The 19,740-nt window shown below is 59.1% G+C and carries 19 protein-coding genes; 11 read left to right on the top strand and 8 right to left on the bottom strand.

The window, feature by feature from the left end:
* The 3 genes from AD944_RS17230 to AD944_RS04005 form a co-directional block, all read right to left on the bottom strand.
* Window positions 1–279 (bottom strand): hypothetical protein (locus AD944_RS17230; RefSeq protein ID WP_211263326.1); only part of this gene is annotated, 279 nt, incomplete at its 3' end.
* A gap of 40 nt (window positions 280–319) precedes the next feature.
* Window positions 320–817, bottom strand: a complete 498-nt coding sequence (locus AD944_RS04010) for a GAF domain-containing protein (protein ID WP_045542188.1) — start codon at window positions 815–817, stop codon at window positions 320–322.
* 117 nt (window positions 818–934) lie between these two features.
* Window positions 935–1,402 carry a hypothetical protein gene (locus AD944_RS04005; protein ID WP_045542187.1) on the bottom strand — a complete coding sequence of 156 codons (468 nt, stop codon included), beginning with the start codon at window positions 1,400–1,402 and terminating at the stop codon, window positions 935–937.
* Between the two features lie 659 nt (window positions 1,403–2,061).
* Here AD944_RS04005 and AD944_RS04000 point away from each other — a divergent pair.
* From AD944_RS04000 to AD944_RS03980, 5 genes are all read left to right on the top strand, one after another.
* Window positions 2,062–2,808: a CPBP family intramembrane glutamic endopeptidase gene (locus AD944_RS04000; RefSeq protein WP_169796358.1), complete on the top strand. Its 747-nt coding sequence runs from the start codon at window positions 2,062–2,064 to the stop codon at window positions 2,806–2,808.
* 207 nt (window positions 2,809–3,015) lie between these two features.
* Window positions 3,016–5,259, top strand: a complete 2,244-nt coding sequence (locus AD944_RS03995; protein ID WP_045542185.1) for a hypothetical protein — start codon at window positions 3,016–3,018, stop codon at window positions 5,257–5,259.
* A gap of 41 nt (window positions 5,260–5,300) precedes the next feature.
* The gene (locus AD944_RS03990; RefSeq protein ID WP_082741199.1) at window positions 5,301–5,993 is read left to right on the top strand and encodes a YoaK family protein; all 693 of its coding nucleotides are present in this window, start codon (window positions 5,301–5,303) and stop codon (window positions 5,991–5,993) included.
* Window positions 5,994–6,126: 133 nt separating this feature from the next.
* On the top strand, window positions 6,127–6,972 hold the full coding sequence (locus AD944_RS03985; RefSeq protein WP_052427153.1) for a hypothetical protein: 846 nt from the start codon (window positions 6,127–6,129) through the stop codon (window positions 6,970–6,972).
* Between the two features lie 98 nt (window positions 6,973–7,070).
* Window positions 7,071–8,633 (top strand): glucosyltransferase domain-containing protein, encoded by a 1,563-nt coding sequence (locus AD944_RS03980; protein ID WP_045542184.1) that lies wholly within the window; start codon window positions 7,071–7,073, stop codon window positions 8,631–8,633.
* 106 nt (window positions 8,634–8,739) lie between these two features.
* Here AD944_RS03980 and AD944_RS03975 read toward each other — a convergent pair whose 3' ends face one another.
* The 3 genes from AD944_RS03975 to AD944_RS03965 form a co-directional block, all read right to left on the bottom strand.
* Window positions 8,740–9,807, bottom strand: coding sequence for a glycosyltransferase (locus tag AD944_RS03975; protein WP_045542183.1), 1,068 nt, complete (start codon window positions 9,805–9,807; stop codon window positions 8,740–8,742).
* A 376-nt stretch (window positions 9,808–10,183) separates the two neighbouring features.
* Window positions 10,184–11,248 (bottom strand): ELM1/GtrOC1 family putative glycosyltransferase, encoded by a 1,065-nt coding sequence (locus AD944_RS03970; protein WP_045542182.1) that lies wholly within the window; start codon window positions 11,246–11,248, stop codon window positions 10,184–10,186.
* Window positions 11,245–12,606, bottom strand: coding sequence for a lipopolysaccharide biosynthesis protein (locus AD944_RS03965; protein ID WP_045542181.1), 1,362 nt, complete (start codon window positions 12,604–12,606; stop codon window positions 11,245–11,247). Before AD944_RS03965 ends, AD944_RS03970 begins: the two co-directional genes overlap by 4 nt.
* Window positions 12,607–12,972: 366 nt before the next feature.
* Between AD944_RS03965 and pqqA the strand changes: the two genes are divergently transcribed.
* From pqqA to pqqE, 5 genes are all read left to right on the top strand, one after another.
* Window positions 12,973–13,053: a pyrroloquinoline quinone precursor peptide PqqA gene (gene pqqA / locus AD944_RS03960; RefSeq protein ID WP_035378309.1), complete on the top strand. Its 81-nt coding sequence runs from the start codon at window positions 12,973–12,975 to the stop codon at window positions 13,051–13,053.
* A gap of 68 nt (window positions 13,054–13,121) precedes the next feature.
* Window positions 13,122–14,033: a pyrroloquinoline quinone biosynthesis protein PqqB gene (gene pqqB, locus AD944_RS03955; RefSeq protein WP_045542180.1), complete on the top strand. Its 912-nt coding sequence runs from the start codon at window positions 13,122–13,124 to the stop codon at window positions 14,031–14,033.
* Window positions 14,030–14,770, top strand: coding sequence for a pyrroloquinoline-quinone synthase PqqC (pqqC, locus tag AD944_RS03950; protein ID WP_045542179.1), 741 nt, complete (start codon window positions 14,030–14,032; stop codon window positions 14,768–14,770). Before pqqB ends, pqqC begins: the two co-directional genes overlap by 4 nt.
* A 266-nt stretch (window positions 14,771–15,036) precedes the next feature.
* Complete coding sequence (gene pqqD, locus AD944_RS03945) at window positions 15,037–15,309, top strand: pyrroloquinoline quinone biosynthesis peptide chaperone PqqD (protein WP_045542195.1); 273 nt, start codon at window positions 15,037–15,039, stop codon at window positions 15,307–15,309.
* Window positions 15,306–16,403 (top strand): pyrroloquinoline quinone biosynthesis protein PqqE, encoded by a 1,098-nt coding sequence (pqqE, locus tag AD944_RS03940; protein ID WP_045542178.1) that lies wholly within the window; start codon window positions 15,306–15,308, stop codon window positions 16,401–16,403. The genes pqqD and pqqE overlap by 4 nt, the downstream gene beginning before the upstream one ends.
* Window positions 16,404–16,509: 106 nt before the next feature.
* Here pqqE and AD944_RS03935 read toward each other — a convergent pair whose 3' ends face one another.
* Window positions 16,510–17,766: a dicarboxylate/amino acid:cation symporter gene (locus AD944_RS03935; RefSeq protein WP_006560026.1), complete on the bottom strand. Its 1,257-nt coding sequence runs from the start codon at window positions 17,764–17,766 to the stop codon at window positions 16,510–16,512.
* A gap of 243 nt (window positions 17,767–18,009) precedes the next feature.
* On the opposite strand from AD944_RS03935, the gene AD944_RS03930 reads away from it, so the two are divergent.
* Window positions 18,010–18,987 (top strand): hypothetical protein, encoded by a 978-nt coding sequence (locus tag AD944_RS03930; protein ID WP_236709190.1) that lies wholly within the window; start codon window positions 18,010–18,012, stop codon window positions 18,985–18,987.
* 86 nt (window positions 18,988–19,073) lie between these two features.
* On the opposite strand, the gene AD944_RS03925 is transcribed toward AD944_RS03930, so the two are convergent.
* Window positions 19,074–19,682: a recombinase family protein gene (locus AD944_RS03925; protein ID WP_045542177.1), complete on the bottom strand. Its 609-nt coding sequence runs from the start codon at window positions 19,680–19,682 to the stop codon at window positions 19,074–19,076.
* Between the last annotated feature and the right edge of the window lie 58 nt (window positions 19,683–19,740).

Genomic DNA, 19,740 nt, shown 5'->3' with positions numbered 1-19,740 from the left:
TAACCCGATGTACAACCCTTCTGTGAGATTTCCGCGTCGCCCATCATAGGACCCGCTGTGGCACCCTGCCAAAGGCAGCCCCAGAAGCAGAAGAGCCGTAAAAGAAAGAACGCGCGGAACCATGCAAGTCTCCAGAACAAAAAATGTCAGCCCATCCGCCTTTTCCGTCAGAGCAAGGGCTGTATTGTGGGCTGCCGTTTCTAAAAAACCCGTAGAGGTAAGGCAGAAACAGAAGCCAACGCGGCAGACCACACGCCCCACGGAGGCGAACGGGATCATGCGCCAGAACGCCGGACGTGCAGGGACGTTGCCGAGGCTGTTAGAGGCTTCCGTTTTCCACGCCTTGGCTGGCGGCAAGAGTGGCTGCCAGATGCGCCACAATCTGCTCCAGCAAAATCTGATCTGCGGGGGAGAAACGGTTGGGCCGGGGGCTATCCAGATCAAGCACGCCCACAAGCTGACCATGCACCAGCAGAGGCACCACAATTTCCGAAGCCGATGCCGCATCACACGCAATATGGCCGGGAAAGAGGTGAACATCCGGCACCACCAGCGTGGTCCGGTTCTGCGCTACGGTGCCGCATACGCCTTTGCCCAATGGAATGCGAGTGCAGGCCACCCGGCCCTGAAACGGCCCCAGCACCAGTTCGCCCTGCCGCAGCAGATAGAACCCGGCCCAGTTGAGGTCTGGCAGGGCTTCAAACACCAAGGCCGAGATATTGGCCAGATTGGCAATGAGATCTGTCTCGCTCTCAAGCACGCCCTGCACGGCGGGCAGCAGATCATCCGGGGTCAGGCGATGGGTGGGTGCGCTCATGAAAGGGGGCCTTCTGGCAGAAAGCAAAGGAGAGAAAAACGTGCCGTGACACACAGCAACCGCATGGCCTGCGCCGCCCCGCCGGGTTTTCCTTCAGGGCGGTCTCAGGGTATGGGGTTAGCGGCTTTTCAGCAAATCCGGGCCGCGCAGCGCGGAGCGGCTGCACACGGCGGCGCGCTGGTCCCGGTTGAGGGTTGTGACATCAAACATGATCTTGCCGCCCAGTTCCAACTGCCCGGTGCCGCCCCATGCATAGGCCGGGTTGGTGGCCACCCCTTCCCGCGCAGCCAGCTTACGGCCCAGTGAGCGCACGGTTGTGTCTGTGACCAGCTTGTGGCTGTAGCAATAGGCCATCAACCCCGCCACGTTGGCCGGAGAAGCATGTTCCACCGTGGGAATGCCATCATAATCCAGCACGCCTGGGGCTGCTGTGGTAGCTGTCATGGACCGGGGGACGGCTGGCACTTTCAGGATTTTGGCGGCATGGGCCTGCTGTGGAGCCAGGGGGGCAAGAGCCACCACCGCGGCGCAGCCAGAAAGAGCCAGAGTGGCCACTGCTTTGAAAACCGGACGAAATGCCGACATGAACATGCTCCTAACGCAAAATGAAACGCGTGATCCAAGGTGCGCCAGAGTGGGGCAGATACGCGCCGCCAGCAAGAGCAGAGGGAAGATGGCTGGGTTTTGGGGGCATACGCGGTACAGGCGGCATCACATGATCTTCCATCCCAAGGGGGAGGCTTTTATGCTCTCATCTCTCCAGAAAGTGCGCTATGTTTCTGTGCTGCGACACCATACAGGCTTTCAGAATGCACAAGGATAATCAGGCTACGACGTTTATCTTATCGGCTCTGCCTGCGTGACATGGACGCAATATTATCTACCACGCCTGTCATGGGGCGCATTCCCTGTCCATCAAGACGGATCGTGCTTTTTCTTGCAGGTGCAGGGCGGTATTATAACGGATAATCCTGTTGGGATTGACGGTGGCCAAGCAGCGGCTATACCGTTCCGATACAGTTATAATTGAGTGTGTCTTGGTGCGCCCTTTGTTCAGAACATGGCGGAGCATGCATGAATAGATGAGGGTTTTGAGAATGCGCAGGACAATGAAATATATTTGGCCTGCCGCACTGTTTTTTCTCCTCACAATTCCGGTGGTGTTATCCCTTCATAACCCCCACGTTCTGGCGCACATTTTCCACACGTCTTTATCTGGTGGGTCTCAGGCACTCATTGAGCTTATGGATTTCGTGTTTACGGAAATCCTGATGTTTTTGGCCGTGCTTACGGTAACGATCATTTTTGCGGTTTGTGATCGGAAAAATGCCGCGTTCTGTGGCCTGCCCTTAAACAAAACGGGGAGCCTGCGTTTTTTATACGGTTGCGCCCTTTCCGCGGTAGGTATGCTGTTACTGGGCGGTTTTGAATATGCTTTTGGCGGTTTCCATATAACCGGGCTGGTCTGGCCTGCGACGACAACCTTGCTGATCACGCTGGTTTCAGCCTGCTGGCTGCTGCTTGTTGCCATGACAGAGGAATTGTGGTTCCGGGGCTACCCCCTGCAAAAGCTGGAATGTGGCATGGGGTGGTGGGGAGCCGCCATAACAACCTCTTTAGTGTTCGCGCTTTGCCACTTACACAATCAGGGCGAAAACATTGTTGAGATCGTCCTGATTTTCCTCTCCGGTATGTTGCTGTGCGGGCTGCGGCGTCTGTCAGGCTCGCTGTGGCTTGGCATCGGGGCACACGCCACGGCGGACCTTGCTGGCATTATCCTCGGTATGCCCGGGCATGACTTGACGCATAGCCCCATGCAGATTGTCTATCTTTCAACCTCGGGCTCTCCTTTGGTTACGGGTGGCGAAAATGGCGTGATGTTCAGTCTGCCCGGAATTGCCAGCCAGTTTCTGATGATGCTGGTACCGATCCTGCTGTTCAAACCCTTCCGGCAGCGTACAAAGACCACCGTTCTTTCAACATCCCTGTAAGGGCCGCCCGCATAGTTTGAACCGCACGGAGCCAAAGCTTCCCCTTACCACTGGCGGAGTTTCAGCCATTTTGTGGAAAGCCGCCGCTTCTGGTGTGCAAGCCGGAGGAGGCGGCTTGAGATGTCTTGACCATATTGAGGGGTATCTTCTTGCCTTACTGATGCGCGCCTGCCCCGCGTGGCCTTTGGTTGACGCCGGAACAGGGGGTTGGCACAGACGGAAGGGGTAGTCTGGCAGGCGGGGGCATTGCTTTTGAAAACGGCAGGACAGCGTTCCGGCACGGGGCATGTTGGAAAAAAACGGTTCTCAGGTCTGGTGGTCTGTCTGCTTGTGGGGCTGATTACGGCGGGGCTTTGCCGCAGTTTTCAGGTCGCGGCCTTTGTGCCGCCGGATGCCGACCGCGCCACGCCTGCCGTAGTGGCGGAAGCCCTGTTGACCCATGGTCTGACAGCACTGAACGCGTGGCACGGCACACAGGATAACTGGCTCCTTTCTGTCATTGTGCCGCAATTTCCGTTTTATGCCCTGTTGGGGCAGCAACCATGGCTACCTGCCCTGTGTGGGTGGCTGGGGTTTGTGGCAACCTGCGCCCTGTGCGGGGTGCTTGTAATGCTGGCCTCCGCCCCCCGGCCTGCCGCATGGCGAATGGGGCTGGGGCTGTTTGGCGTGCTGCTGTTTCTCAACCCTTTGGCGTTGGGGCCTGTGGGGTTTCTGGCGCATCCGGCCAGCCATGGCATGACATGCTTCTGGGGGCTGGCAGCCCTTGTACCGTGCATGCTGGTGCTCAAGGGGGCCTCCCGCTGGCTGCTGGCGTTGACAACACTGCTGCTGCTGGTGGCCGCGATCTCTGACCCATGGGCACGGGCCGCGTTTGTTCTCCCTCTCACACTCGCAGGGGTAGGGCTGAGCCTTTTGCCCTCCGCCCCGCAACACAGGAAAACCGCACTGTGGCTTATTGCCAGCACTCTGCCCGTATGGCTGGCGGGAGCACATGGGTTTGGACTGTTTCCGGGCATTCCGGGCACGCAGTTTACCAAAGGACCGCTGGCGGACATTCCTCATCATGCCGCACTCGGCTTTTCTGGTCTGGCGATTTTACTGCATATGGTTCCGGGCACCTCTGCCCTGTCGCAGCCATGGGCTCGGTGGGGTGATCTTGCAGGGTTGTGTGGTCTGGGCGTGCTGGCGAGCATTTGCCTTACCCGCTCTTCCTTCCAAAAAATGGTTCCACACACGCGGGTTTTTCTGGCGCTGTTCTGCATTCTTTCGCTGGGGGGTACGTTTTCCGCATTTTGCCTCTCCGCGTTGGCAACGGATTTGAACACCACGCGGCTACTGGGGCAGTTTGCGTTTCTGGTGCCTCTTCTGCTGGCACTTGCCCTGCCTGACGCAGCCTGCGTGCGCAAAACCCGTGATAAAAACAGAAACAACGCAGAAGGCCTGAGCAACCCTGTACCGGAGGAGGCCACCCCCTCTCCCCAAGATGTCGCGCGCCTGAGCACCGACAACGGGTGGGCGATGGCGCTGCGCGCCACATTGGCCTGCGCGGGGGCCGGGTTTGTGCTGGCGGGCCTGTTTCCCGCAGCAGACATGCGGTCAGCACAAGATGAGAGTATGGCGCGGTTCAAAGGGCTTTTTGCCTTTTTGCAAACCAACGGGCTTACGCAGGGATATGGCGCTTACTGGGCCACGCAGGCCAATGCCAGCCGTCTGCTGAGCGCAGGAGCCGTGACCATTCGGCCAGTGGCGCTGAAAGGGGGAAACCTGATCCAACCCCGTGATGAACAGGTTTTTGATGCCTGGTACCGGCCGGAAGACCATACCCAGAACAGCCGTGGGACACAGCCCCCTGCTGCCATGAGAGAGTTTTTTATTGCCCTGCCTGATCAGGAGCTCTGCGCTAACAGGGAGAGCTGCATGGATCTGGCCCGCCGCAGTTTTGGCCCCCCGGATGAAACAGTGATGTGGGACAATACGCCTGTCATGATATGGCACAAAGCCCTGTTTCCCCCTGAACCTCTTGCTGAAAACAGGCAGCGCGCACCAGAACTTTTGTATGATCACGCGCAGAATACTGCCATTGCGGTCACACCTCAGACCGCGCCAGCCATGCTGTGGCGGGGGTGGGCCAGTGTGGGGCCGGATGGTGCATGGAGCGGCGCACAACAGGCTGGCATCATGGTGCGGCTGACAGGCCCCTCTGCCCCCCTGTGTCTGACAATGCACGCAAGCGGGCGGTCTTCTGCTCCGCCCCAACCTGTCACGCTGTTGCGGGATGGAACGGCCGTAGCCCAATGGGCCGTGCATGCCGGGAGGGCTACCCCCTATTGCACCGGCCCTTTGCCAGCGGGTGACGCCTATCTGGTGCTGGAACGTGCGCCCCCACCATATGATAACCAGCGGCTTCTGCCCGGTATTCTGCTCTCCACCCTCAGCCGCCCGCACGGTTGAGCCGTCCCTGACGCGCAACAGATAAATAAGAAAGACCCGCCATGGCCCAGATACCGGCCCAGTCCTTTGCCCCTGTTTCCCGCTCTGCCCAACGCATTGCGCTGCTGGGCATGATTGCGGGTTACGGCAATGCGCTGGGGTTTGTGGAACTGGGCGGCGTGTTTGTCGGCGCCATGACCGGCAACACCACGGACATGGGGGCCGCACTGGCCAGCGGAGACTGGGGGCACGGGCTGAAAGTGGCTGCCATTGTGGCCGTGTTTTTTAGCAGTGCTGTTCTGGCGGGTCTTGTACGACGGCTGGGGGTGCCTGCACGCGGCTTTCTGATTATGGCGGGGCTGCTGGTGCTGACACAGGCTGTACAGGGCCACCCCGCCCAGCGTGTGTGTGAACTGCTGTTTCTGCCCGCCTTCATGGCCGTGCAGGGTGAGACGATTTCCCGTTTTTCCGGCACAGCCATCCAGACCATTGTGGTCACCAGCAATCTGTTGAAATGCGCCTCCGCCGTGGCGGGATGGCTGGCCAGCCTGTGGCCCGGCAGCACTGCCCACCGCCCGGCGCGTGGTGCAATTCTGTTGCCGGGCATGGCATGGGTGGCGTTCTTTATAGGAGCCATGGCGGCAACCTGCGCCTTGCGGCTGCACGCCCCCCTGCCCTTTGTATGGCCGCTGCCTCTTCTGGCCGTTCTCTATGCTGATCTGGGCCATGCCGAGCGCCAGCATGAGCCGGAATAAGAACCCACTTCTGCCATAGAAAAGATCTGGCATGAGAAAGAGGAGGAAATGCAACGCTGCGTAACATTCCTTTCCTGGCGCAAGATGCTACAGTAAAGGGCATATTTTCTTCAGCCGGACATTTCTGCCCCCCATGACGTTCCGCCTTCGCCGTGCCCTGAGCCCCATTCCTTCTGTGCTGCTTTCTGGCATGCCTGCCTCTGTTGCCGCACGGAAGGCCGTGGTTGCAGGGATATTGTTGCCTGCACTCACCCTGACAGGATGCGGGTATTTTGATTCCCGCACTGCCCACCGCGCCCAGCTTTCCCTTATTGGTATGAGCAGCAGTGATGTGCAGGGGTGCATAGGTGTGCCGGACAAGGTAAAAAAGCTGGAAGACGGCACGGAAGTTTATGAATATTCACGCACACTGAATATTCCCGCCACCAATGATTCCACCTTTATCCCGCTGCAATCCATGGTGAATATTGTAGAAACCACCTTGGGGGGTGCTGGCAAGACCTGCATTGCCGATATCCGCGTTGCCAATGGCGAGGTGGTGGACCTGCATTACAGTGGCGACAATGATGAAATTCTTGGCGCGGATGGCGTGTGTTCCGTCATTACGCGCGGCTGTGTACGCCGCCCCATGCCGGATATGCAGAAAGTCTCCAACAGTCCGTTAGGTCCGGTTTCCGGCTTCAGGCAACCGCAGATCAAAGGGCAGACCATCCTGCACGCCTCCACCATGATGAATGCGCAGGGAGCCGCCGCGCAGGCAACGGGTGTAAACACCGGCACAGCCGTTACCGGAGGGGTGCCGCAAGCTACCGTAGCGGGCAGCAACACTGGTGCTTCGGGCACGGTGAGCACGGGCACAAGCCTGGGCAACGCGGCAGCAGGGGGGGCTAATCAGGCCGCCGTCCAGAATGCAGGGGCTGCCAACCCTGTGACCATTCCGGGCACATTAGCCGCGCAACCGGCTACGGTTTCCCATTAACCACTGCTTTTTCCTCATCATTTCCCACGCCGCCCCAGTGTGACACACCGACGCTGCCTTTCCTGTGTCACTCGGGCCACGCGGTATCAGGACGCAGCATGGAAGCAGAGCATCACGGCATGACAGCACACCGCCTCTCCCGTCTGGACGCCTGGGCACAAAACGGCTGGATGGCACTGGTGCAGGCACGCATCCCGCTTTTGCTCACGGTGGTGCTGGGGCTGTGCGTGTATGGCGGGTTTGTCTTTGTGCCCGGCATGCATATTGATGATGAAGTCTATGCCGTTTACGGCTTTGTGGACCACGATATTGCGCTGGGCCGCTTTATCATGGCGTTCATACGGGCTTTTATTCTGCCCGGCCCCTTCAACGGTTATTTCACGGCACTGCTGGCGGTGGGGATGCTTTGCTGTTCCGCCGTGACATTTGCCTGCACCCTGTTCAGGGATCAACTGGCGCGTAACGTGTGCGCAACGCTGTGCGTGGTGTTTCCACAATTCTGTTACCAGATGGAATTCCATTTGCAGGAAGCCATCATTCCGCTGGGCTATCTGCTGTCTATTGGCGCGTTTATTCCCCTTCCCGCCATAGCCCGCGCACGCAGCGCACTCCAAGCGTGTCTGCTGGCAGCGTCCTCCGTTGGGCTGATGGTATTGGCCGCAGGTATTTACCAGCCCATTATTGTCTTTCCTGCCTGCATGAGCCTGTTTTACGCCCTTACCATGCTGCTGAACGGGCGGGAGATCAGGCCAGCCTGTATGCTGATTGGCCTGACTGCCCTGTTATCCGGTCTGGCGCTTGGGGTGTATTATGAAGCCGCGCATCTGGTGTTACGCCTGACGGGCGTGCCCAGCGCCGGAGCGTATTTTGTCGCGCAGGTTGGCTGGCTGCATCTGCCCTTCCGCACGGCGCTGCATTATGTGCTGCATGTGCCGGCAGAGGCTGCAAAAGGCCATAATTATTATGGGGAAATGCTGTATGATACCAGTCTGCTTCCGCTGGCATTTCTGGCCATGCGGGCCATCCGCGCTGGCCTGCTGCGCGGTGGGATGATCCTGATACTGGCGCTACTATTACTCTGTTTTCCCTACATTCTGCCGCTCGCTCTGGCACAGGGGCAGGCAGGCCGCACCTTTATCATTCAGGGGGCGTGTTTTGGCGGCCTTTGGGCGCTGGGGCTGCAAAACCTGCTGAAGAACAGCACCCAGCCCCTGCGCAGGGTAAGCGCGGGGTTGGTGGTGGCGCTGTTCACGCTTCTGGGCAGCCACATTGCCAGTCGACTGGCCTTTGCTGATTATATTCAGTGGCAGGCGGACACATCTGTCTCCACGCGCATTATTGCTGATATTTACAGAAAATATCCAGACTTTGATGAAAACAGGACGCCGGTTTATTTTTATGGTCCCTACCGCAGACATAATTTCTGGCAGCACGACCATTATGATGCCTTTGGCCAATCCTTTCTGGCATGGGATGAGGGAAATACGGACCGGATTACGGCCTTCATGACCATAAGCGGACTGGCCAACCTGCATCCCCCCGATGCCCCTGCACGGCCCCGGCTGGAAGCCATTGCCCGGACCCTGCCCGTCTGGCCGCAGCCGGATGCCATTCAACGCCGTGAGAACGCCCTGATCATCCGCTTGGGCACCCGCCCTTGAGGACGCTTGACCTCTTCGGGCAGGGGAGAATCACCTTCCGGGCGTGAGCGCGGGAAACAGGCGTCCGCTGGCTCTGTGTTTTTTGGGTAATAGAAAACCGTAGGAATTACAATGATGTCTCGGCTCTGACAGAATGGACAAGAGTGTTATCAAACCGTTCTGCTTCTCCATCCCGAATGGCCTTGCGGATCAGGTGCCAGCGGCGGAGCATGCGCAAAGGATGGCGCAGGTGATACCCCACGCTGCGCGGGGTGGCGCAGAACACTTTAATCAGCAAAAAGAGCGCGCGGTTCAGCCTGTAAAGAGCATGGCTGCGCACGGCGCGTTTTTCAAGAATGATGCGGTTTCTGATGGAAAAATAGGGCCTGATAGGGCCGTTTTCCGGTTGCAGCCATGGGTGCAGAATGGCTTTGCCGTCCGTCCATGAGGGTTCAAGATCTGTCAGCGTGCTTTGCTGGCAGAGCCAGATTTTGCCGCCGCCTTCTGTCAGGCGCAGGGTGAACGCATAATCATCAAAATAAAGGTAGAAACGGGCGTCTGGCAGGCCGGTTTTCTGCAACGCATCCTTGTGGAACCACAGGCCGCCATAGCCCGCCATATCCATGGACCAGCAGGCCAGCCCATCCTGCCGCCAGTGGACCACTTTCTGCTTTTGCCACGGGCTTTGCACGGAAAAACCGAAGAAGCTGTTGGGCAGAAGGCTGTTGGGTTTATCGCGCGTAATCAGCTTCTGGTAGGTGCGTTTGTCTGGACGGTAGCTGACAAGCGCCACCTCTGGCCGTGCGCCCATCAGCCGCCAGATTTTTGCCAGAACAGCCAGCGCATCTGGCGCAGGCAGATTGTCATCATCCAACAGCCAGATGTGCCCGGTTTCCGGGCGGGCCGCTGCGGCCTCCACCCCGGCGCGAAAGCCTCCTGCAGAGCCCCTGTTTTCTGGCAAACGCACCACGCTGACACGGTCTGCACCCAACCGCGCAGGCAAGGCCGCCAACCCGGCGGCAACAGAAGATGCGGTGCCGTTATCCACCACCACAACATGCCCAGCCCCGCAGGCCAGTGCGCCCTGCACCACCTGCTGAACCAACGCCAGACGGCTGCCATACGTAACGGTTACAGCGCAGGTCTGGCGCTGCGTGGGCTGATCGACCGGCTGATCTGGCATGGCGATGGTCAAGACAAGGCTCTCCTGTTTTTAAACGCGAGCGGTGCTGGGGTCAGCAAATGGCCGTGGAGCGTTGGCCATGAAGGAATGGGCTATTTGGTGGGGACGCAGTGCCAAACCCTGTGGGGTTGTGCCATCGGAACATGCCTGCTTGATCATGGGCTGAGGCGCGCTGGCAACGCTGGGGACCAGAGCAAAGCGTGAGGTGAACGAACTTGCAAAGACCCATTTGAGCAGGACGCAAATAGCCGCGAAAGAGGCCGCCGGCAGAAGGTATCATTCGGGTGGCCATTCCGGAAGGCGACACAAGGGCTACCGGGCCGCGAGGCATGATGAAAAGGCTGCTCATTGTGTGGTTTGCTCAGCGGCCCTCCTGCATATCGGGCAATCAGATGGCAGCCTGCATCTGTCGGGCAAAGCCGGGCAAGGCGAGAATACGGTCCCGGCACAGGGTCAGATCCCGGTCGGCACGGCCTGCTGCGGGGTGCCATGTCAGATCCTGAGTAGAAAGGCCCGGCTGGGCCAGCCGCACGTAGCCCATCCGTTGCAGCCAGGTGTGCCAGCGCGTGAAATCAGCACCACTGCCAAGCCTGCCCTGTCTGACCAAGCTGTGCCGTATGGGGCGCAGGCCGGCGGCATCTATGGCCTCCTGCAAACGGGTGGAGGCCGTATGCCGCGCAGGGAGCGGAAAGAGCCACACAGGCGCACCGGTGCGGCAGGCATCCGCCACCATGGAGGCGCTATCCGCTGTCACCACAAAGCGGTTGCCGCTGGCCAGCAGATCCTGAAAACGGCACGTGTGGGGGCTGAACAGAGTCAGCGCCACATCTGTTCCCGTTGTGAGGGTTTTCAGCCAGCCGGCTTCCTCCGCTGTGGTGCGGGGGCCGGTCAGCACCTGCGCACGCTCTCCGTTGGCAGCAGCCAGACGCTGCGTGAACAGAATAAGATTGCGGGTGGAAGCCAGAGTTTGCGAGAAATGTTTGCTGGTGGCGCCATACAGCACCACCGTGCCGCCCCGCCGTGCGCCGGGATCAGGAAAACAGAGGCGCGAGAGAGCGGCCCCGTTTAACGGCAGAGCCAGACGCAGCATGTTGGGGGCCAGAGGATAATCATCCTGTGGCAGGACAATAATCAGATCAAACGCATCCGCTGGAATGTGGCTGGGGCGGCCCAGATGCACAATAAAGGGGCGCAGGCCGGTGCCGCCTGCCTGAAGAGAGGCCATGCAACGCGCGCGCAGGGCCAGCGCCGCTTTTGCCGTATTGCCAAAAGAAAGAATAAGCCGCAGCGCCGAGAGGTCTGGCACAACGGGCGGCAGGGTAAACCCCTCCTCCAATGGCAGAAAGGTAAAGGGCATGCCCAGCGTTTGGGCCAGAACGCGGCACTGCGCCATCTCTCCCAGACGGCCAGTATCAAGAATCCAGACTGGGGCTTCAGGATTGAAAAAGGTCACTCTTCTGCCTCGCGGGTTGGGGAGGACGGAGCGGCATCTTCCTGAGCATTTTGGAAGTTTTTGTGGCGGTTCATGACAAGATACGGACCAAGACGCGTGAGGAAAATACCAAGTTCACTCAATAACGTGGCAAGGCCCGCCCCGGTCATGCCCCAAACGGAAGCCAGCCAGTACAGAAACGGGAGGGAGACGCACATGGTGGCCACCCGGCCCAGCAGAAGCTGGTGCGCGCGGTTGAGGGAGACCAGAATGGGCTCCAGCGGAACATCCCACAGATCAAGAATGGCGGTGGTGGTCATAAGCAGCAGCAGGGTGCGGGTGCCGGACCACGGCACCGTAAGCAGCACATGCAACAGCCACGGCCCCACAAAGGCTGCCGCCAGGATGACCACCAGAGAGAACGCCCCCAGCGCTTGCAAAATACGGTTGGTGACCTGCCGGATGGACGCCCAATCCCGTTTATCCCGCAGGGCGACGAGTTCTGGATACAAAGCGGGGGTCATCATTTGCGCGGGGCGGGCCATGCCGTCCGATATCTGCCAGGTGACATTATAAATGGCAGCGCTTTGCGGCCCCAGCACAATGCCCACCACCAGCACCGTAAGCCGTGTGGACAGGCGGGAGAGCGCCTGATCAATACTCACGGAGAATGTAAAGCGCCACAGCCCTGTGATGGGACTAAGCCACGGAACGCCCAGCAGACGGAACCCCTTGAGCCCATCTGTATGGCCCAGCACCCAGAGGGCAATGACTCCATCCAGCGCAAAGGCCGCAACAAAGGACGAGTACCACAGGGCCAGAAAATCCTGGAGGGTCCAGTGCAGAACGAACCCGGCAATACAGCCCAGAAAACGGACGATGCCGCTGAGCGCATCCGCCAGCACGGAAAGCTCGTACCTATTGGTCAGCCGCATGACACCCAGCGCGGAGCCGGTGTTCATAAACAGCACGACTGTCAGATACCACAGCGGCATGCGGCCATAGGATTCCGGCCAGCCAAAAGCATGCCCCAGCCAGAGGCTGCATAACAGCGCGACAGTCAGGGCGATGAGCGCCCCCATTCCATCCAGCACGGCGCAATGGCGCATGAGGGTTTGGAACGCGGTTTTATCCGCCCGTTTGAACAGGGCGTTGCCGTATTGCAGCAGCGGCTGCCAGGACTGAAACCGCGTCCCCACGGAGCAGGAGCTGGTGAAGGAATTGATCAGCAGCAGAATGCCGTATTCTTCCAGCCCAAGGGCGCGCACGGCCAGCGCCGTACTGCCCAGCGCAAGTGCCGCCGTGGCGCCCTTGCCGGTGAGCAGGTACCCCGTATTGCGGAAAACCCGAGCAAAAAGCGCTCTGACCCGATTATTCATCCACCCTCGCGTCCGGCACGGCGCACCATATCCTGCATGGAGCCTTCTTTCTGCCTAATGTTCTGTATGGTCTGCACCATGGGGAGAGACAGCTACGTTCTGCTGTAGTGGGCATGGGTTTAAAAGCCAGAGGCAGCCGTGGCAAATCCTGTATGGCAAAAAGGAGCCTGCCCCCAGCCGTTCCGGCAAGGCGGCGGTGATGGTCACAGTTCCGTGAAGACTCGGTTGAAAGCCAGATTCCGGGCGGAAAAAGGTTGCACTGTGCCCGTTTTTCCTCACACTCCGCCTGTATGCAGCCTGCTGGGCGGCCTGTCCGTGCGGGGGCTGCATTAAACTCTATCCATGACGCAGACAGGGAGAGCCATCATGGCCTGGACCGCACCGAAAATCACCGAAATTCCTCTGGGCGCTGAAATCAACAGCTACGTTTGCGGCCAGAAGAAATAAGTCTCTCCACCGCCAGCAATGCGGGTTCCTTACTCGCGCTGGCGGTCTTTTTTCTCTAAAAGCAGCCCATGCTTGATATCATCGTTCTTGGCGCTGCCGCTGGCGGGGGCTTCCCGCAATGGAATTCAAACGCACCGGGTTGCAACCGCGCCCGCGCAGATGACCCTACAGCCCCGGCCCGTACCCAGGCCTCCATCGCGGTAAGCGGGGATGGCGCTCAATGGTACGTGCTCAATGCCTCACCCGACCTCCGGGCCCAGATCAACCAGACCCCTGCCCTGCACCCCAAAACGGGGTTACGCTCCACCCCCATTGCCGGTGTGGTGCTGACCAGCGGTGAAATTGACACCATAACCGGGCTTCTGACCCTGCGGGAAAAACAGGCGTTTGACCTGTATGCCGCCGCCCCGGTGCTGGCACAGCTTGACGCCAACCCCATTTTTGAAGCGCTGGACCGCACATTGGTGCCCCGCCACGCCATGGTGCTGGATCAGCCTCTGGCCCTGAAACCCGCTGGCTTTACCATCACGCCGTTTGCCGTGCCCGGCAAAGTGCCCCTGTATGCGGAACAGGGCGCCAACCCGGCGGAAGTGAAGACGGATGGCGAGACCATTGGGCTGGAACTGTCTGACGGCACGCACCGCGCCCTGTTCATTCCCGGTTGCGCGGTGATGACAGATGCCCTGCGCACCCGCATGGACGGCGCTGATGCGGTGTTCTTTGACGGCACCCTCTGGACGGATGATGAGATGGTGCGCGCCGGGCTTGGGGTTAAAACCGGCAAGCGCATGGGCCATATGTCCGTTGCGGATGAGCCTGATGGCACCATGGCCGCTTTCCGCCCCCTGCATATTGGCCGCAAGATTCTGATCCATATCAACAATTCCAACCCCATTCTTCTGTCTGACTCACCAGAACGCAAAGAGGTGGAACAGGCGGGATGGGACGTCGCCTTTGACGGCATGAGGGTAACATTATGACCAACCGCCAGCTTTCCCCCGCTGAACTGGAAGCCGCCCTGCGTGCCATTGGTGCGGAACGCTACCACAACCTGCACCCCTTTCACCGGGCGCTGCATGATGGAAAGCTGACCAAGGGGCAGGTACAGGCGTGGGCGCTGAACCGCTATTATTATCAGGCCAGCATTCCCGCCAAGGATGCCACCCTGCTGGCCCGCCTGCCCACGGCAGAACTGCGGCGCGAATGGCGGCGGCGGCTGATTGACCATGATGGCACGGAACCCGGCACCGGCGGCGTGGCCCGCTGGCTGAAGCTGACGGATGGGCTGGGGCTGGACCGTGCCTATGTGGAATCGCTCGATGGGTTGCTGCCCGGCACCCGCTTTGCGGTGGAAGCCTATGTGCATTTTGTGCGCGAGCGCTCCATTCTGGAAGCCATTGCCTCCTCCCTGACGGAACTGTTCTCCCCCACCATCATTAGCGAACGTGTATCCGGCATGTTGCGCAACTATGATTTTGTGACGGAAGAAACGCTGGCCTACTTCACGCCGCGCCTGACGCAGGCCCCGCAGGACTCCGCCTTTGCACTGGCTTATGTGAAAGAACATGCCCGCACGGTTGAGCAGCAGCAGGCGGTATTGAACGCGCTTAAATTCAAGTGCGGCGTGCTATGGTCCATGCTGGATGAGCTTGATTATGCCTATGTCTCTCCCGGCAACATTCCGCCGGGTGCGTTCCGCCCGCAGGAGGATGCATGACAGCACACACCGCGCACGCACCAGAAACTGGAGCAGGAGCAGGAGCGGCCTCCGCCGCGTCCCCTGAACCGCCCCACGCCGCCGTACCGGCCACGGCCGCCCCGGAACAAAAGGCCGCACCTGTAGAAAACGGCACTGGCACTGGCACTGGCACTGGCACTGGCACTGGCACTGGCACTGGCACTGAAGCGGCACAGCAAGAGGCCGCAACGGCAAGCCCCGCGAACGGCAGCGCCGGGACCGAGGGGCTGCCTGCCACGGAGGGAATGACGGAGCAGATAGTGCTGCGTTTCCGCCGTGGCACGCGGCTGCAATATGACCGTGTGCGGGAACAATGGTTTATTCAGGCGCCGGAACGGGCTTTTTTTGCTGACCCGATTGCAGCGGAAATTCTGCAACTGGTGAATGGCAAGCGCACCGTGGGGGCCATTATCAACCAGTTGTGCCAGAAATTTGCCGCCCCGCGTGAGACCATTGCGCAGGATGTGCTGCGCATGGTGCAGGAACTGACGGACAAACAGGTATTGCAGACGGCATGACCACTGCCCCGCCCCCCATGAGTCTGCTGGCGGAACTGACGCACCGCTGCCCGCTGCAATGCCCCTATTGTTCCAACCCGCTGAAGCTGGATGTGCGTGCGGGGGAACTTGAAACGGCAGAATGGAAGCACGTGCTGGAAGAAGCCGCCGCCATGGGCGTATTGCAGGTGCATTTCTCCGGCGGGGAGCCCATGGCTCGGCCTGATCTGCCGGAGTTGGTGGCACATGCGGTTGGGCTGGGGCTTTACACCAACCTGATTACGTCTGGCGTGCTGATAAACGCCACCAGCCTGAAAGCGTTGGCTGATGCCGGGCTGGACCATGTGCAGCTTTCCTTTCAGGACGCAGATGCGCAGCAGGCCGAGCGTATTGGCGGCATGGCGGGAGCACAGGCCAAAAAGCTGGAAGCGGCCCGTCTGATTGTGGAAGACGGCCTGCCCCTGACGCTGAACTTTGTTATTCACCGCCAGAACGCCGAGCGGGTGCCCGCCATGCTTGACATGGCGGACCGACTTGGCGCGCGCCGGGTGGAAATTGCGCACACCCAATATTACGGCTGGGGGTTGCTGAACCGTGATGCGCTGCTGCCCTCCCGCGCGCAGCTTGAAGAAACAGAACGCGCCGTGGCCGCCGCCCGCGCGCATTTTGGCACACGCATTGCGATCGATTTTGTAACGCCCGACTACTATGCCGATCAGCCCAAGCCCTGCATGGGCGGATGGGGGCAGCGGTTCATCAATATCTCGCCCACCGGCAAGGTTCTGCCATGCCATGCGGCCGAGAGCATTCCGGGCCTTACCTTTCCCACCGTGCGGGAGGAAGGGCTTGCCGCCATCTGGCAGGATTCACCATTGTTCATCCTGTATCGTGGCACGGACTGGATGCCAGACCCCTGCCGCAGTTGTGCCTTCAAGGAAGATGATTGGGGCGGATGCCGCTGTCAGGCGCTGGCGCTGGCTGGTGATGCCGGAGCAACAGACCCTGTCTGCCATCGGGCTCCCGGCCATGGGCTGATTGAAAAAGCCATTTCGGAGCGGCCCGCCGTGCCGCCTGCGTTCCGTTATCGCCGGTATGGGGGAGCGGAGAAGGCGTAGAAACGCTTTCTCCCGGCGGGGCAAAGACGCAGCACGTTCAGATGTAAAAAAGACCACCTGTGAACCTGCCGCGCCCTGCTCTACCTTCAAGAAGCCCTATGCTGTTTTATACCGTATCCTCGGCAGGGCCATCGGAGAGAACACCCTCCCACTTAGCGGAGACAGCTGCAGCGTAACCGTTGCCCAGAACGTTGGTGGCGGTGCGGGCCATATCTAGAAAATGATCAATGCCCAGAATAAGCGCAATGCCGCTTTCAGGCAGGCCGAACTGCGGCAGAACAGCCACCAGCGTAACCAGTGAGGCACGAGGCACCCCGGCAATGCCCTTGCTGCTGAGCATCATGACCAGCACCATCAGGATCTGCTGGCTCCATGGCAGATGGATGCCATAAGCCTGCGCGATAAAAATGGCCCCGAAGGACTGGAACATGATGGAGCCATCAAGATTGAAGCTGTACCCCAACGGCAGCACAAAGCCTGCAATCCGGGCAGGCACGCCAGATTCCTCCAGCTTTTCAAGCAGGAGCGGATAGGCGGATTCACTGCTGGCGGTTGAAAAGCCCAACAGAACCGGCTGCACCAGATTTTTGATCAACGGTTTGAGACGCGGACCAAGCACACAGAACGCAAGGCCCGTCAGCACCACCCATTGCGCCATGATGGTGCTGTAGAATTCCAGCAGAAACCGGCCAAACTGTATCAGCATATCTATGCCGCTATGGGCCAGACTGCCCATGATGGAGCCAAACACCGCAAGCGGGGCCAGCACCATGACCATGTCCGTCATGCGCAGCATGATGTGAGACAGTTCTTCAGACCACGCCAGCATGGTTTTACCGGCCTTGCCCGCAGCGGGGAGAGACAGGCCAAACAGCACGGAAAACACCACAATCTGCAGGATGTCATTCCGGGCCATGGAATCCAGAATGCTGGTGGGCACAATGTGCAGAATGAAATCAATGGGCTGGAACGGGTGCTTCAGGCTGGAAATATCGGATGGAAGCGGCGCGGAAAAGCCAGCACCGGGCCGCAGCACGTTGGCCGCCACCAGCCCGATGATAAGCGAGAGGAAGGACATGCAGATAAACCACAGCAGCACGCGCCCACCCACGCGCAGCACCAGCGTATCATCCCCCAGCTTGCCAATACCACTGACAAGCGTTGCAAACACCAGCGGCGCAATGACCATACGGATCAGCCGCAGGAACAGGCCTGTCAGCAAAGACGCGATCTGTTCAGCATCATGAACATAAGCCGGCAGGAACGAGTGAACGGCCAACCCTGAAACAACCCCAAGCACCAGTGCCACCAGAATGGCGTAAGTGCGTTTACGGGTGTTGGCTGGCTGAGCGGCTGAGCCCATGCGCTTCCCCTTTATATCCTATGGTCAATGAGCCAGTGGAACAAAGAGCGACGGTATAAAGAAAATGGCCGTTGAGGTCAAAATCTGAAATTTTGTTCCTGTATCCGATTGCAATATTTTCGATTCTGTCTGTAAAAAGCCGAACTCTTTTCGACAATTACGATGCAAAACCGTATCGTTTTGTTGAGAGACTGTACTGTTTTGATTTTGTCTTTCTGAACTACCGGATTTTTGAACCAGACCATGATGGGTATCCTACAAAAAGCGCAAACAAAGTCTCTTTTTTATTATGGCGTGACTATCGCTTTTCTTGCGTACACCCATCCGGCGCAGGCCCAGCAGCAATGGTATACCGGCTCCCTCGTCTCCCCCGCCAACGCGAAAGATCACGCCGGAGATGCCGGGATTGAGCCCTATTATACCTACAGTCAGCCCATTGGGTATTATGATGCGCACGGCATCAGTCACCCCCAACATCCACGCCAGCAACTGTTCAGTAACTCAACCATGTGGAAGTACGGGATTACCGATTATCTGAGCATTCAGGCGCATACTGTCATCAGCTACGGATGGAAAAGAAACGCGGGACATTCCTCCGGCCCCAAGTTTGGCGACTTCCCCGTTGATCTGATCTGGCGCTTCCTGAATCCTGACCCCAAACGCTATATTCCCGGCCTCAATCTGTTTGCCGGGGTGGTATTCCCTACCGGAGATTACAGCCGCCTGGGCCATGGGCAGGATGGCGTGGGTGCAGGCTCCTACGTGTTCCGCACAGCCCTGCTCAGCCAGTCCACCTATCAGTTGCCGGGCCATCATGCCTTGCGCCTGCGGGTCTGGAACTGGTTCCGGCGCGCCCTGAATGCCGCCGCCCTACGGGATACAACATCCTACGGCACCATGGTGGGATTTCGCGGCAAGGGCCGCCCCGGCATGAGCGGGCAGACCGGCTTTTCACTTGAATATGGCGTCAACCGCCAGTGGGTGCTGGCCGTTGACGTGGCGCGGGACTGGGCCAACGGCTCCCGCGTGTGGGGGCACACCCGAACCGGGCAGTATATGGACCGGACGGGATCTTCCTCCGGAGACTGGCAGGTGGCCCCTGCCCTGGAATATAACTGGAACGCCCGCTGGGGTGTTATTGCGGGGGCATCCGTTTATTACGCCGGGCATAACACCAGCGTAAAAATTGCTCCGCAGGTCGCCATCAATACCGTTTTCTAACAACCTTATGGAACTATTTTTACCAAACAATACCATATGACATAAGGATTTTCCTACACAGGCGCCCACTTCCCGCGCGCACCGCGTCAGACCATGTCAGCAAGTTTTCTGGGAACGTAACTATCCTTGCCACTGGCGATACGGGACACCGTGCTATCACTAATCCCAAATGCATCGGCAATAGATTTGAGCCTTTCTCCCTCCTTGCGCCGGATGACGATCTCGCGCCTTTGCGCCTCTGTAATCTGGCGGGGGCGCCCCATATGCCTCCCCTGCTCTATAGCGCGTGCACGCCCTCCCGCCGTGCGATTACGGATTAAATCACGCTCCACATCCGCCAAGCCACCAAGAACGGCAAGCATAAGGCGGCCTGTACTGGTTCCCGTATCGGCCCACGGCTCAGCCAGAGAGTAAAACTGGGCTTTTTTTTCAGTAATTTCTTTAACAATACCAAAAAGGTCAAATGTACTGCGTGCCAACCTGTCTATGCGGGTTACCACTACGGTATCCCCACCTTTCAGGCTTTTTAGCATCCTGCGGAGTTCAACACGCTGAGCATCCGCGCCACTTGCCTTCTCTTTGAAAATCCGCTCGCATCCCGCGGCTTTGAGAGAATTTATTTGTAAATCAAGGGTTTGCCCAACAGTGCTTACCCTAGCATAGCCAATCTTACGGTCCATATCCCAAAACTGCATGCTTCCTCAACGAGGGGAGGAAGCATGCAGTTTCCTGCAAAAGTCCTGAATTGCGCAA

The organism is Acetobacter tropicalis (assembly GCF_001580915.1).
Lineage (GTDB): Bacteria > Pseudomonadota > Alphaproteobacteria > Acetobacterales > Acetobacteraceae > Acetobacter > Acetobacter tropicalis.
The sequence above is the reverse complement of the archived record's forward strand: the minus strand, read 5'-3'. Positions and strand labels throughout refer to the sequence as shown.

Bases quoted from the DNA above. Each gene is read 5' to 3' on its own strand.
- AD944_RS04010 (WP_045542188.1), bottom strand. From the start codon at position 817: ATGAGCGCACCCACCCATCGCCTGACCCCGGATGATCTGCTGCCCGCC.
- AD944_RS04005 (WP_045542187.1), bottom strand. From the start codon at position 1,402: ATGTCGGCATTTCGTCCGGTTTTCAAAGCAGTGGCCACTCTGGCTCTT.
- AD944_RS04000 (WP_169796358.1), top strand. From the start codon at position 2,062: ATGGATTTCGTGTTTACGGAAATCCTGATGTTTTTGGCCGTGCTTACG.
- AD944_RS03990 (WP_082741199.1), top strand. From the start codon at position 5,301: ATGGCCCAGATACCGGCCCAGTCCTTTGCCCCTGTTTCCCGCTCTGCC.
- AD944_RS03985 (WP_052427153.1), top strand. From the start codon at position 6,127: ATGACGTTCCGCCTTCGCCGTGCCCTGAGCCCCATTCCTTCTGTGCTG.
- AD944_RS03980 (WP_045542184.1), top strand. From the start codon at position 7,071: ATGGAAGCAGAGCATCACGGCATGACAGCACACCGCCTCTCCCGTCTG.
- AD944_RS03965 (WP_045542181.1), bottom strand. From the start codon at position 12,606: ATGAATAATCGGGTCAGAGCGCTTTTTGCTCGGGTTTTCCGCAATACG.
- pqqA (WP_035378309.1), top strand. From the start codon at position 12,973: ATGGCCTGGACCGCACCGAAAATCACCGAAATTCCTCTGGGCGCTGAA.
- pqqB (WP_045542180.1), top strand. From the start codon at position 13,122: ATGCTTGATATCATCGTTCTTGGCGCTGCCGCTGGCGGGGGCTTCCCG.
- pqqC (WP_045542179.1), top strand. From the start codon at position 14,030: ATGACCAACCGCCAGCTTTCCCCCGCTGAACTGGAAGCCGCCCTGCGT.
- pqqD (WP_045542195.1), top strand. From the start codon at position 15,037: ATGACGGAGCAGATAGTGCTGCGTTTCCGCCGTGGCACGCGGCTGCAA.
- pqqE (WP_045542178.1), top strand. From the start codon at position 15,306: ATGACCACTGCCCCGCCCCCCATGAGTCTGCTGGCGGAACTGACGCAC.
- AD944_RS03935 (WP_006560026.1), bottom strand. From the start codon at position 17,766: ATGGGCTCAGCCGCTCAGCCAGCCAACACCCGTAAACGCACTTACGCC.
- AD944_RS03930 (WP_236709190.1), top strand. From the start codon at position 18,010: ATGATGGGTATCCTACAAAAAGCGCAAACAAAGTCTCTTTTTTATTAT.
- AD944_RS03925 (WP_045542177.1), bottom strand. From the start codon at position 19,682: ATGCAGTTTTGGGATATGGACCGTAAGATTGGCTATGCTAGGGTAAGC.